Raw genomic sequence first — 13,466 nt, forward strand, 5'->3', positions numbered from 1 at the left:
ATTGAATCGCCTCCTCGTTTTACCCAGTCTGCGCGAGAGCGAACATGTCTCGAGCGGCGGATATCTCTTTGGGGAATATATCTTCCCCGGCGACGGCCGGGACCCAGTCGGAAGGCAGGAGCTAACAGACGCTTCGCGTCACTACATATGCTCCTCGACTGGATCAGCATCGGGTTGAACATGCCCCGCATGTTCAAGGATCGTCCGGGAGACGATCCGACCCGATACTCCTTCGCCGGGAAACAATGGTCCAAGGGGGCAATCACCATCTCAAACCGGTCATGGCATTCCATGCGCACTGCTGGCCAGTCCGGAGGGTTCGCAGCACCCGCCCTGGGGAGACTCACTCCATTTCCAATATCACCTCGTCCACCGCGAGGCTGTCGCCGGGCTTGGCATTGACCGACTTCACCGTGCCCGCCTTTTCCGCGCGCAGGATATTCTCCATCTTCATCGCCTCGACCACGGCAAGCGGTTGACCGGCCTCGACCTTGTCGCCGGCCGCGACATCGAGCCGCATCAGCAGGCCGGGCATCGGGCAAAGCAGGAATTTCGACAGATCGGGCGGGATCTTCTCGATCAAATGCTCGGCATAGGGTGCGACATGTGCGGGCAGCACGCGAGCGATATGCGATGCGCCGCGCGTGGTCAGGCGAAAACCGGTCCGCGTCCGGGCGATTTTCACCGTCAGGTTTCGTGGGAGCATCTCGGCGGTCACGAAGCGGTCGCCTGGAGTATATTCCATGGCCAGGTCGAGATCCTCGCCATCGACGGCAATCCCATCGGTCGAAATCTCGACCGCATGGTCTTTACCATGCATGCGGACGATCCATGCTGCGGGGGGCCGAAGCCGCTTACCAAGCTGACCATCGATCCGCCGCGCGCGATCGGCCTCGGCAGTCGCGGCGAAGGCAGCGATACCGGCGAGTTGTTTCAACAACTCCACCGAGGCTGGCGCACCAGCGAAGCCTTCAGGATATTCCTCGGCAATGAAGCCGGTGGTCAGCCGTCCCTCACGGAAGCGAGGATGCTGCATCAGCGCCGACAGGAAATCGATATTGTTGCCCGGCCCCTCAATCTCGAACCGGTCGAGCGCCGCGATCTGTGCGTCGATCGCCTCTTCCCGTGTTGGCGCCCAAGTAATCAGCTTGGCGATCATCGGATCGTAGAACATGCTGACTTCACCGCCTTCGGCGACGCCGTCGTCGATGCGCGTCTGCGACATGGTGTAGCCATAGGCCCAGGAACCTTCGGCGAACGCCGTTTCCTTCGCCTCTTCCTGCTCGGCCTGGTATTCGCGCCACAACTCGCTGCCGGTGACATGGTGCGCCGACGGGTCATCCTCGACATCGTTGTCGCCGCGCGGATTATAGCGGATCAGTCGCCCGATCGACGGCAGGAAGCCGCGATACGGGTCCTCGGCATAGACGCGATTCTCGATCGACCAACCGTCGATCCGCACATCGTCTTGGCCGAACGTCAATTTCTCACCAGCGGCAACGCGGATCATCTGCTCGACAAGGTCGAGCCCGGTGATCTCCTCGGTCACCGGATGCTCGACCTGGAGCCGGGTGTTCATCTCAAGGAAGTAGAATCCCTCACCGGTGGTGTCGGCGCCCGACACGATCAGTTCGACCGTACCGGCCGAATAATAGCCGACTGCACGCGACAGTGCGACCGCCTGCTCACCCATCCTGCGGCGCATTTCGGGGCTGACGAAGGGCGAGGGCGCTTCCTCGACGACCTTCTGGTGGCGTCGCTGAATCGAGCATTCACGCTCGTTCAGATAGACGATGTTGCCATGCTGGTCGCCCAGCACCTGGATTTCGATATGGCGCGGGCTTTCGATGAACTTCTCGATGAACACGCGGTCGTCGCCGAAGCTGGCCAACCCCTCGCGCTTGGTCGCCTCAAAGCCTTCGCGCACATCCTGTTCGCTATAGGCGAGCCGCATGCCCTTGCCGCCGCCGCCGGCCGACGCCTTCATCATCACCGGATAGCCGATCTCCGAGGCGATCTTCACCGCCTCGTCGGTATCGGCGATCTCGCCGAGGAAACCGGGCACGACATTGACGCCGGCCGCCTTGGCGAGCTTCTTGGATTCGATCTTGTCGCCCATCGCGGCGATCGCGTTCGGCGGCGGGCCGACAAAGGCGATCCCCGCCTCGGCGCACGCCTTGGCGAAGCTCTCGCGTTCGGACAGGAAACCGTAACCGGGATGGATACAGTCCGCGCCGGTTTCCTTCGCGGCAAGCAGGATCAGGTCGGCGAGCAGATAGCTCTCCCCCGCCGGCGGCGGCCCGAGGCGCACGGCCTCATCCGCCATCAGCACGTGCGGGGCGCGCGCATCGGCGTCGGAATAGACCGCGACGGTGGCGATGCCCATTTTCTTGGCGGTGCGCATGACACGGCAGGCGATTTCGCCGCGATTGGCGACCAGGATTTTCTTGAACATCAGGATCTCTTTGGACGACGGAATGAAAAGAACATCGCGACAAGCCCGAATATAATTCCGAGAAGGACTGCGCCAGGATCGCTCAGGTTATCCCGGCCTCCGACCCACAGGCCGATCACGATGGTAAAGGTAAGCAGCACAGCGATAAAAAGGCGTTGGCCCATCGACCGATCCACGGCCTGAAACCCTGCTCGCCTCATAATTCGAACGCCGATCCAGATACCAAAAGCGGCAGCGATTGCGACTAACACCAGCGCTAACAGGTCAGCGTGGTTCACGCCGCCATCACCGGCATCACCAGTGTGAGCAATTTGTCGCCGATGAAGATCGGGTGCGCTCTCACTTCCAGATCAACCCGCGCAACTGCGCCGTCCGCGCCTCGCTCAGCCGCGCCTTGCACTGCGCCTGCGCCATTGGCTGGGCGGAACCATCGGCAAACTCGCCGCCCTCGATCACGCACTGGGTATCGCGGAACTTCAGCCAGGCGCGCTGGCTCGCCAGCAATGCAGGGGCATAGCCGAAACCGCCGCCGCGCGACGTGTCCTGCGCATCCCGCCGCTTCATATAGGCGTAGGTGGCGTTCCACTGCCGGGTCATCGCGGCATCGGCGCGTTGCGCCGCGCTGCCGGCGCACTGAGTCATGTCCGCCTGAGTCTGCGGATCGGCGCAATTGGCGGGCGCCGCAGCGAGCAGCAGGGCGATCAGCAGCATGTCTTTTCCTTCCGCATCGGCTCCGCGCCTTGCATCGGCCGCAAGCCGAGCTTGGCGAACAGCGCGGCGTCGGCATCGTCACCGGCATTGCCCGAGGTCAGCAGCTTGTCGCCAGTGAAGATCGAGTTGGCGCCGGCCATGAAGCACAAAGCCTGGGTCGCATCGGACATGCTCTCGCGGCCGGCCGACAGGCGCACCATGCTCATCGGCATGGTGATGCGCGCGACCGCGACGGTGCGGACGAACTCGATATCGTCGATCTTGGCGAGCGGCGTGTCGGCGAGCATGTTGCCGAGCACCGTGCCCTTGATCGGGATCAGTGCATTGACCGGCACGCTTTCGGGATGACGCGGCAAGGTGGCGAGCGCGTGGATGAAGCCGACCCGGTCGCTCCGCGTTTCGCCCATGCCGACGATGCCGCCGCTGCACACGTTGATCCCGGCTTCACGCACATTCTCCAGCGTGTCGAGCCGGTCCTGGAAGCTGCGCGTAGTGATGATGTCGCCATATTTCTCCGGCGCGGTGTCGATATTGTGGTTGTAGTAATCGAGCCCCGCCTCGGCCAGTTGCTGCGCCTGGTGCGGCTCAAGCATGCCGAGCGTCATGCACGTCTCCAGGCCCATTTGCCGCACGCCCTTCACCATCTCGATGATCGCGGGCATGTCGCGGTCCTTGGGATTGCGCCACGCCGCGCCCATGCAAAAGCGTTGCGATCCGGCATCGCGTGCCTGCGCCGCCGATTGCAGCACGGCACGGACGTCCATCAGCTTGGTCGCCTTGAGGTCGGTCTCGGCGCTGGCGGACTGGTTGCAATATCCGCAATCCTCGGGACAGCCGCCGGTCTTGATCGACAACAATGTGCAGAGCTGGACTTCGCCGGGCGCGTGATGCGCGGCATGAGTCTGCGCCGCGCGCAGGATCAGGTCGGTGAAGGGCAGATCGAACAGCGCGGCGATGTCTTCGCGTGTCCAGTCGTTGCGGACGGCCCCCGTCATCCCCGCGAAAGCGGGGATCCCGCTGCCCTGGATCTGGGTGGAATCGTCGGATGAAGAAGAAGCGAGATTCCCGCTTTCGCGGGAATGACGGGTTTGGAGATCGATCACGTCACTCATTCTGCAGCTTCCTCTATCGGGGGCATGTTGTGCCCGAGCAGCCGGAGCACTTCGCCCGCCGCATTGACCAGGTTGGTGCCCGGCCCGAAAATTCCCTGCACGCCCGCGTCGCGCAGATATTGATAATCCTGTGCCGGGATGACACCGCCGGCGATCACCTTGATATCGCTGCGGCCCGCATCGCGCAGATGACCGATCAGTTCAGGGATCAGCGTCTTGTGGCCTGCCGCGAGGCTCGACGCACCGACCACGTCGACGTCCGAGCTGATCGCGAGATCCGCGGCCTCCTTGGGCGTCTGGAACAGCGGGCCGGGCACGACCTCGAAGCCGAGATCGCCAAAGGCCGAGCTGACCAGATTGGCGCCGCGGTCATGCCCGTCCTGCCCCATCTTGGCGACCAGCAGGCGTGGCCGGCGCCCCTTGCGCTGCGTGAGCGAGCCGACCCCGTCAAGCAGGCCCTGCCAGCGCTTGTCGAATTCATGCGCGCCGCCGTAAATACCGGAGACCGGCGTCGGCTTGGTGCCGTAGCGGCCGAACACATCCTCCATCGCGAGGGAGATCTCGCCCAGCGTGGCGCGCTGGCGGGCACAGTCGACAGCGAGGCCAAGAACATTCTCGGTGCCGCGCGCGCCTTCGCGCAAGGCATCGAGCGCGGCGCGGCATTTATCTTCGTCGCGGCCGGCCTTGGATTTCCTGATGCGTGCGATCTGCGATTCCCGCACTGCCACATTATCGACGTCGAGAATGTCGATCGCATCCTCCTCGGCCAGCTTGTACTTGTTGACGCCGACGATCACGTCCTCGCCCATGTCGACGCGCGCGGCGCGGCCGGCCGAAGCTTCCTCGATCATCGCCTTGGGCCAGCCGGCGGCGACCGCCCTGGCCATGCCGCCTTCGCTCTCGACGCGCTCGATGATTTCCCACGCCTTGTCGTACAGTTCCTGCGTCAGGCTCTCGATATAATAGCTGCCGCCGAGCGGATCGACGACCTTGGTCATGCCGGTCTCTTCCTGGATCACGATCTGCGTGTTGCGCGCGATGCGGGCGGAGAAATCGGTCGGCAGCGCGATCGCTTCGTCGAGCGCATTGGTGTGCAAGCTCTGCGTGCCGCCCAGCATCGCCGCCATCGCCTCGATCGTGGTGCGGATGACATTGTTGTACGGGTCCTGCTCGGTCAGCGACACGCCGCTGGTCTGGCAATGCGTGCGCAGCATCTTCGAGCGCTCGTCTTTGGCGCCGAGATCAGTCATCACGCGGTGCCATAGCTTGCGCGCCGCGCGCAGTTTCGCGACCTCCATGAAGAAGTTCATGCCGATCGCGAAGAAGAAGGACAGCCGCCCGGCAAAGGCATCGAGATCGAGTCCCGAAGCCATCGCCGCTTTCGCATACTCACGCCCGTCGGCGATGGTGAAGGCGAGTTCCTGGAGCTGCGTCGCCCCGGCTTCCTGCATGTGATAACCGGAAATCGAGATCGAATTGAACTTCGGCATGTGACGGCTGGTGTAGCCGATGATGTCCGAGATGATCCGCATGCTCGGTTCGGGCGGGTAGATGTAGGTGTTGCGGACCATGAACTCCTTGAGGATGTCGTTCTGGATCGTGCCGTCGAGCAGTTCCTGCGGCACGCCCTGTTCCTCGCCGGCGACGATGAAGAAAGCGAGGATCGGGATCACCGCGCCGTTCATGGTCATCGACACGCTCATCTTGTCGAGCGGGATGCCGTCGAACAGGATCTTCATGTCGTCGATCGTGTCGATCGCGACGCCCGCCTTGCCGACATCCCCGGTGACGCGCGGATGGTCGCTGTCATAGCCGCGGTGCGTGGCGAGATCGAACGCGACCGACAGGCCCTTCTGCCCGGCCGCCAGATTGCGGCGGTAAAAGGCGTTGCTCGCCTCGGCGGTGGAGAAACCGGCATATTGGCGGATCGTCCAGGGCCGGCCGGCATACATCGACGCGCGCACGCCGCGGGTGAACGGCGCGAAACCGGGCAGGCCGGGATCGATCTCCGCCACATCCTCCGCCGTGTAGAGCGGCTTGACCGTGATGCCCTCGGGCGTCGGCCAGTTAAGGTTCTTGCCCTTCACTTCCTTGGCGGCCGCGGCCTGCCACTGATCGAGGGTGGGTTTGTCAGTCATCTCAGCTTTTCCAACTGATTATGGTCGCGCAGGATCGCGACAAGTGCTTCGGCATTGCCTTTGGCATCATTGAGCGGATCGTGATCATGCGCGGTCTGGCGCAGCCTCTTCCAGCCCTGCGTATTGCCGAAATTGGCAGTCAGCCCGGCATATAGATCACCGATCCGCCGCGCCGAAAAGCCGAACGGATTGGCGATACCAGCGACCGAGAAACCATGGTTGATCCATTGCCAGTCGAACGCCGGATTGTCCGACCAGAACACGACGCGATCCGCACCGAGCGCGGTCAGCCAGCGATCGAATTCGATCATCGCAGCGGCGAGGTCCTGCGTCGCGTCGGCGACATGCTGCTGATGAGTCATGCCGATCGACGCATAGGCGGCGTCGTTATGGACATCGGAATAGGGCTCAATCACCGCCGACCGCCAGCCACGCGACAGCTCGGCTTCGGCGACGAACGCGCCGAAGCAGATCATGCTGCCAAAGCCCGGGCACGGACCCGATGCTTCGCAATCGACGATGACATGCGCCTTCATGCCAGCTCTTCCATTGCCGTCCAGCCGAAGCGCGACGCCGAGAGATCCGCTTCGAACGCATGGACATTGCCGCCGCCAGGGTGGCCGCCTGCCGCCGCCTGGTCGTGGCGCCGGTCGATCGGATCGCCCGCGATGGCGCATTTCAGCAACGTGCCGACACCGCCATGGCCGACGAACAGGATCGTCTCGTCATCGGCACGGTCCGCCAGGCTGCGCCGGACGGCGCGTGCGATCCGCGCCTGCGCGTCGATTGCGCGTTCCCAGCCGCGAACCGACTGGGCGGGCTGCGCGAAGAACTGGTCGGCGGTCGCCTCGAACTCTTCTGACGGCAGGAACCCGGTCGCGCTGCGGTCATTCTCATGCATGGCGGCAACCACTTCCACCGTGGCGCCAGTCAGCGGGGCGAGGATTTCCGCCGTTTCGATTGCCTTGCGCTCGCCGCTCGAGACGATGCGGCGGACGCTCGCCAGCCACGCCCGCCCGGCCAGCGCGGATAGCCGCTCGCGGCCCGCGTCCGACAATCCCCAATCGGGAACCGGTATTGCCGGATCGACCCGGACTTGCGGGTGGGAAAGATAATAGGCGATCGCCACGGCCTTTTCAGGCGCCCGTAAAGCTGGGTTTGCGCTTCTGGAGGAAGGATATGCCGCCCTCCATCGCGTCGGCGCTGCTGCCGGCGACACGCTGCCCATTGGCTTCGCGGATCAGCGCTTCGGCATAGGTACCGTCCATCGCCGCGGCAATGTTGCGGCGCATGATGCCGAGTGCCAGCGTCGGGCCGGCGGCGAGCCGGTCGGCCAGCGCCAGCGCTTCGTCGAGCAGCACCGCGTCATCGACGCATTTATGGATCAGGCCCCAGCTTTCGGCTTTCTCCGCGCCGATCTTTTCACCGAGCAGCATCATTTCGGTCGCGCGTGCCTTGCCGACCAGCCGGGTCAGCATCCAGGACGCGCCGCCATCCGGGACCAGGCCGATATTGACGAATGCCTGGAGGAAATAGGCCGACCGTCCGGCCAGTACGAAATCGGCGCACAAGGCGATCGAGCAGCCGATTCCGGCTGCCGGCCCGTTGACCGCGCTGACGATCGGCACGTCGAGTTCGGCCAGCTTGATCATCGTCGGGTTATAATGGCGCGTGAGCGCATTGTACGACGCGCGCCCGCCGCTGATCGATCCCCCGCCCCGCGCCTGCAGGTCGGCGCCCGAGCAGAAGGCGCGGCCGGAGCCGGTGAGGACGATGGCGCGCGCGCCATCGAGATGATCGAGCACTGCGCCGATCTCGTCTGCCATCTGCGGCGGCGCGGCATTGAGCCGCTCGGGCCGGTTGAGCGTGATCAGCATCACGTCGCCGCGCCGCTCGGTCAGGATCGTTTCGAATTCGGGCACTCTGTTCTCCGTCTCAATGATCGCCGGCGTGATGAGAATCCCGGGGCGTTTCCATCAGCTCGACCAGCAGGCCGCCGAAATCCTTGGGGTGGACAAAGACGATCGGCGTGCCGTGCGCGCCGATGCGCGGTTCGCCCAATACGGTCGCTCCCTTCTCCTTGAGGTCGGCGACCGCCTGATCGATGTCGGGCACTTCAAAGCAGACATGGTGCTGACCGCCCGCCGGGTTCTTCTTCAGGAAGCCGGCGATCGGCGAACTGTCGTCATAGGGCTCGATCAGTTCGATCTGTGTGTTGGGCGTGTCGATGAAACACACTTTCACGCCCTGCGCGAGCAGGTCGAACGGCGCGCCGATCACGGTCGCGCCAAGCAGGGTGCGATAGGTCTCGATCGATTTTTCGATCGAGGGCGTCGCGACCCCGACATGGTTGAGACGGCCAAGCGTCACTGGTCGCGCCTCACTTCTTGGCCGGCGGCGCCGGCGGCGGAGGCACCGTGCCGAGCGTGTAGCCGCAGGCGGTCAGGACCTGCCGCACCGGCGCATCGGTCGCGGGACCGTCAAAGGTGGCGGAAAAGGCGAAATTCGCCGAATTGGTGGTTTCGACCGTGATCGTCTTGGCCTTGGCCAGCCCGGTGGTCAGCGTGGTGACCGGGGTGGCGGCGGCAATGAAGGCGGCGCTGCCGCGAAACTGCCAATTGTCGGCGACCGCCGGGCCGCCATTGAAGCGCAGCGCCACCTGCTTGTCGGCGAACTCGCCGGTATCGGCTGCCGTCTGCAGCACCTGTTTGGTGATGAATTGCACCGACACGATCGATTCGGTCCCCCGATCGCACTTCACGATCAGGCGCGACGATCCGTCGCGCGCGATGACCGAGGTGGTGGTGGTCAACACGCCGTTCGCTGCGTCGGCGCGCTCACGCACTGCCCAGGGCGCGGGCGCCGCCGGTGCCGCGGGGGCAGGTGACGGGGGAGCGGCAACGGGAGCTGGTGCGGCCGCTTGAAGGGCGAGAAGAAGGAGTGGGAGCATGGGTCTACCTCGACGATTACAGGGGAATATTGTCGTGCTTCTTCCACGGGTTCTCGAGTGCCTTGCCCCGCAGCTTGCGCAACCCTAGCGCAACGCGCCGCCGGGTCGAGTGCGGCTGGATCACCTCATCGATAAAGCCCTTCGACGCGGCGACGAACGGATTGGCGAAGCGCGCCTCATATTGTGCGGTGCGTTCAGCGATCTCTTCCGGCGTCTTGCCGCGGAAGATGATCTCGACCGCGCCCTTTGCGCCCATCACGGCGATCTCCGCGGTCGGCCAGGCATAGTTGAGGTCGCCGCGCAAATGCTTGGAGGCCATCACGTCATACGCGCCGCCATAGGCCTTGCGGGTGATCACGGTGATCTTGGGCACGGTCGCCTCGGCATAGGCGAAAAGCAGTTTCGCGCCGTGCTTGATGATGCCGTTCAATTCCTGGCTGGTGCCGGGCAGGAAGCCGGGCACGTCGACGAACGTCACGATCGGAATGTCGAACGCGTCGCAGAAACGCACGAAGCGGGCCGCCTTCTTGGACGAATTGATGTCGAGGCAACCGGCCAGCACCATCGGCTGATTGGCGACGAAGCCGACCGTTCGCCCTTCGATCCGGCCGAAGCCGATGATGATATTGGCGGCATGAGTCGGCTGGACCTCGAAGAAATCGCCCTCGTCGACCGTCTTCCGGATCAGTTCATGCATGTCATAGGGCTGGTTGGCGCTGGCCGGGATCAGCGTGTCGAGACTGTCCTCGACCCGGTCCCAGGGGTCCGAGCTCGGCCGCTCGGGCGGCGTTTCACGGTTCGACGCGGGCAGGAAATCGACAAAGTCGCGCGCCGCGAGCAGCGCCTCGATATCATTCTCGAACGCCACATCGGCCACGCCCGACCTGGTGGTGTGCGTGACCGCGCCGCCGAGTTCCTCCTGCGTGACGATCTCGTTGGTGACGGTCTTCACGACATCGGGGCCGGTGACGAACATGTAGGAGCTGTCCTTCACCATGAAGATGAAGTCGGTCATCGCCGGCGAATAGACCGCGCCGCCCGCGCACGGCCCCATGATCAGCGAAATCTGCGGCACGACGCCGCTGGCCAGCACGTTGCGCTGGAACACCTCGGCATAGCCGCCAAGACTGGCGACGCCCTCCTGGATGCGCGCGCCGCCGGAATCGTTGATGCCGATCACCGGTGCGCCGACCTTCATCGCCATATCCATGACCTTGCAGATCTTCTGCGCATGGCGCTCGCTGAGGCTGCCGCCGAACACGGTGAAGTCCTGGCTGAACACGAACACCAGCCGGCCGTTGACCGTGCCCGATCCGGTGACCACGCCATCGCCGGGAACGATCTGGTCCTGCATGCCGAAATCGACGCAATTATGCTCGACATACATGTCGAGCTCTTCGAACGAATCCTGGTCGAGCAGCACGTCGAGCCGCTCGCGTGCGGTAAGCTTGCCCTTGGCATGCTGGGCCGAGATGCGTTTCTCCCCGCCGCCCATGCGCGCTGCCTGACGCTTGCGTTCGAGTTCGGCGATGGTCGACGACATGCGGCTCTCCGGCAAATTGCGGTTGGCTTCTCTTTCAAGGTGTCGGCGGTTTTGCAAATGTGAACTTGCGAAGTTGTGAAGGATGAGTTTGCGAAGTAGACTCGCAAAACATCGATGCCCCGCCCCACTCGCCTCTTCGCCGGAGAGCAGCTCCGTGCACTGCGCCAGTCGGCGGGCTTGAACCAGGCAGCGATGGCGGCGCGGCTCGGACTGTCGGTCAGCTATCTCTCGCAGCTCGAAAGCGGTGTTCGGCCCTTGACCCCGGCGGTGACCGCGACGCTCCGGCGCAACCATCCGAATGCGCTCGCCGCGATCGAGGACAGTGCGCCGGCGATGCGCATCGCTTCGCTCGCCGAGGCACTGGCGGATCCGTTGCTGCCCCCCGCCCCACCGCCGGACGCAATCGCACGGCTGGCCGAGGAACGGCCGGAGATCGCCGACCGGATCATCGCGTTGCACGGCGCGGTACGCGCGGCGGAGGAACGCCTGCAAATGGTCGAGGAAACGATTTCCTCGGGTGCGGGCGGGCGCATGCCGTGGGAGTCGGTACGCGACTGGTTCCATGCGGCGGGCAATTATGTCGATCCGCTTGACCGAGCGGCCGAGGCGTTGGCGGCCGCAATCGGGCCCGGCGACGCGGCGATGACCGCTGGGCTGGCGCGCCACGGCATCGCCATCGAGACGGCACCGGGCGATCCCGCCCCGATCCGCGCTTTCGATCGGGCGCGCGGACTGCTCACGCTCGGCGGTGCGCTGCCACCGGAAAGCCGCCGCTTCCTGATCGCGCATCAGCTTGCCGCGATCGAGTTCGACACGGCGATCGAAACGATCGTTGCAGGCGCGCCGCTGGCAAGCGATGCGGCGCGCAACCTGCTGCGTATCGGCCTCGCCAATTATGCCGCGGGCGCGCTGATGATGCCCTATGCCGCGTTCCGTTCGGCAGCGCGAACGGCGCGGCACGATATCGACCGGTTGTGCCGCAGTTTCGGGGTGAGTTTCGAACAGGCCTGCCACCGTCTGTCGACGCTGCAGCGGCCCGGCGCGGAAGGCATTCCCTTTTACTTCTGTCGCGTCGACATGGCCGGAAACATCACCAAGCGGCACAGCGCGACGCGTTTCCAGTTCGCGCGCTTCGGCGGCGCCTGTCCGCTCTGGATCGTGCATGAGGCGGCGGCGATCCCCGACCGCATCGTCGTGCAGCATGCCGAAACGCCCGACGGGGTGCGCTATGTCTCGATGGCCAAGGGGCTGGTGAAGCCTTCCGGCAGCTTCACGCGCACCCCCCGCCGCTATGCCGTCACGCTTGGCTGCGAAGCGGAGCATGCCGCCGATTTCGTCTATGCCGATGCGCTCGACCGCAGCGCGCCGGCGACGCCGATCGGCATTTCGTGCCGGCTATGCCCGCGCGACGATTGCGATCAACGCGCCTTTCCACCGGCGGACCGCAGCATCGCGGTCGACCCGGATCTGCGCGGCACCGTGCCATACCGGGTGGTCTGACTCCTCCCCGGCACGGGGGAGGAGCTAAACCTTCACAATGCCGCGGTCGATCAGGCTGCGCGCGGTATCGACGATCGAGTCCGCGGCCGGCCGTGTCTTCCAGCCCAGCACCTCAAGCGCATGGCTCGAATCGACCGCGCGGACCCGGCCCAGCTCGCCAATCACCTGGCGCAGGCCACCGTCGAACAATGCAATGAATCTGACCAGAAAATCGGGGATCACGCGCTTCGGCACCTTCTTCGCATCGGGCCCGAGCCGATCGCGCAGCACTTGCCCGACCTCCTTCATCATCATGAACGGTCCGGCCGCGATGAAGCGTTCATTGGCGATCCCCGGCGTGGTCAGCGCGCGGACATGGAGATCCGCGAGGTCGCGGACATCCACCACCGCAAAACCGAGCCGCGGAAAACCCGGGACGGAACCATCGATTGCGCGTTTCACGAATTCGATCGAGGCGGAATAATCCGCGCTCTGCACCGGGCCGAGCACGGCGGCCGGATTGACCGAACAATATTCCATCGCCCCGCCATTGGCCGCGATCCAGTCGCGCGACACGCGTTCGGCGATCGTCTTCGACTTGGGATAGGCCGCCACTTTAGGCGAGGTGACATCGGTCCAGTCCGCCTCGGTGAAGGGCCGCGCCAGATCATCGCGGCCATAGGCGATCGCGGCAACCGAAGAGGTCTGCACGAAGCGCTGCACGCCCGCCTCCTTGGCGAAGCGCAGTGCGCGGAGCGCGCCCTCGCGTGCGGGAACGATCAGTTCATCCTCATGCTTGACCGCACCGACCGGGAATGGCGACGCGACATGCGCGACATGCGTGCAGCCGGCCATCGCCTCGGCCCAGCCGGCATCGTTCATCAGGTCGGCGGCGAAGAATTTGAGCTCCGGTCCCGGAATGTCAAGTGTCGCACGCACCTCTGCCTCACGCGCGAGCGAGCGGATCGTGGTATGAACGGTCCACCCCTCCCGGATCAGCTGCTGGATAAGATAGCCGCCGATATAGCCGCTGCCGCCCGTCACCAAAACCGTGCCTGACATCGATTGCGCTCCGTCT

Annotated in this window: 13 protein-coding genes; 1 reads left to right on the forward strand and 12 read right to left on the reverse strand. The window is 64.6% G+C overall.

The genetic code is table 11. The features are described 5' to 3' along the window. Positions 1-343: 343 nt before the first annotated feature. The 11 genes from H3Z74_RS14050 to H3Z74_RS14100 form a co-directional block, all read right to left on the reverse strand. On the reverse strand, positions 344-2,458 hold the full coding sequence (locus tag H3Z74_RS14050; protein ID WP_229727084.1) for an acetyl-CoA carboxylase biotin carboxylase subunit: 2,115 nt from the start codon (positions 2,456-2,458) through the stop codon (positions 344-346). Further along, on the reverse strand, positions 2,455-2,733 hold the full coding sequence (locus H3Z74_RS14055) for a hypothetical protein (RefSeq protein ID WP_187760261.1): 279 nt from the start codon (positions 2,731-2,733) through the stop codon (positions 2,455-2,457). The genes H3Z74_RS14050 and H3Z74_RS14055 overlap by 4 nt, the downstream gene beginning before the upstream one ends. A gap of 61 nt (positions 2,734-2,794) precedes the next feature. Next, the gene (locus tag H3Z74_RS14060) at positions 2,795-3,166 is read right to left on the reverse strand and encodes a lysozyme inhibitor LprI family protein (protein WP_187760262.1); all 372 of its coding nucleotides are present in this window, start codon (positions 3,164-3,166) and stop codon (positions 2,795-2,797) included. Beyond that, a complete protein-coding gene (gene bioB, locus H3Z74_RS14065; protein WP_187764328.1) occupies positions 3,157-4,161 on the reverse strand; it encodes a biotin synthase BioB in 1,005 nt (334 codons plus the stop codon). Before bioB ends, H3Z74_RS14060 begins: the two co-directional genes overlap by 10 nt. A gap of 113 nt (positions 4,162-4,274) precedes the next feature. Beyond that, positions 4,275-6,416, reverse strand: a complete 2,142-nt coding sequence (gene scpA, locus H3Z74_RS14070; RefSeq protein WP_187760263.1) for a methylmalonyl-CoA mutase — start codon at positions 6,414-6,416, stop codon at positions 4,275-4,277. Beyond that, positions 6,413-6,952, reverse strand: a complete 540-nt coding sequence (locus tag H3Z74_RS14075) for a 3'-5' exoribonuclease domain-containing protein (protein ID WP_187760264.1) — start codon at positions 6,950-6,952, stop codon at positions 6,413-6,415. Before H3Z74_RS14075 ends, scpA begins: the two co-directional genes overlap by 4 nt. After that, positions 6,949-7,545 (reverse strand): histidine phosphatase family protein, encoded by a 597-nt coding sequence (locus H3Z74_RS14080; RefSeq protein ID WP_229726579.1) that lies wholly within the window; start codon positions 7,543-7,545, stop codon positions 6,949-6,951. Before H3Z74_RS14080 ends, H3Z74_RS14075 begins: the two co-directional genes overlap by 4 nt. Positions 7,546-7,552: 7 nt before the next feature. Then, positions 7,553-8,293 (reverse strand): enoyl-CoA hydratase-related protein, encoded by a 741-nt coding sequence (locus H3Z74_RS14085; protein WP_187764329.1) that lies wholly within the window; start codon positions 8,291-8,293, stop codon positions 7,553-7,555. 58 nt (positions 8,294-8,351) lie between these two features. Next, positions 8,352-8,786: a methylmalonyl-CoA epimerase gene (mce, locus tag H3Z74_RS14090; protein ID WP_187760266.1), complete on the reverse strand. Its 435-nt coding sequence runs from the start codon at positions 8,784-8,786 to the stop codon at positions 8,352-8,354. Between the two features lie 10 nt (positions 8,787-8,796). Further along, positions 8,797-9,366, reverse strand: a complete 570-nt coding sequence (locus tag H3Z74_RS14095) for a hypothetical protein (RefSeq protein ID WP_187760267.1) — start codon at positions 9,364-9,366, stop codon at positions 8,797-8,799. Between the two features lie 16 nt (positions 9,367-9,382). Next, positions 9,383-10,909: an acyl-CoA carboxylase subunit beta gene (locus H3Z74_RS14100; RefSeq protein WP_187760268.1), complete on the reverse strand. Its 1,527-nt coding sequence runs from the start codon at positions 10,907-10,909 to the stop codon at positions 9,383-9,385. Between the two features lie 114 nt (positions 10,910-11,023). Here H3Z74_RS14100 and H3Z74_RS14105 point away from each other — a divergent pair, with 114 nt between their 5' ends. Further along, positions 11,024-12,409: a helix-turn-helix domain-containing protein gene (locus H3Z74_RS14105; RefSeq protein WP_187760269.1), complete on the forward strand. Its 1,386-nt coding sequence runs from the start codon at positions 11,024-11,026 to the stop codon at positions 12,407-12,409. A gap of 24 nt (positions 12,410-12,433) precedes the next feature. Here H3Z74_RS14105 and H3Z74_RS14110 read toward each other — a convergent pair whose 3' ends face one another. Then, positions 12,434-13,450 carry an NAD-dependent epimerase/dehydratase family protein gene (locus tag H3Z74_RS14110; protein ID WP_187760270.1) on the reverse strand — a complete coding sequence of 339 codons (1,017 nt, stop codon included), beginning with the start codon at positions 13,448-13,450 and terminating at the stop codon, positions 12,434-12,436. Between the last annotated feature and the right edge of the window lie 16 nt (positions 13,451-13,466).

The organism is Sphingomonas alpina, from assembly GCF_014490665.1.
GTDB classification, from domain to species: domain Bacteria; phylum Pseudomonadota; class Alphaproteobacteria; order Sphingomonadales; family Sphingomonadaceae; genus Sphingomonas; species Sphingomonas alpina.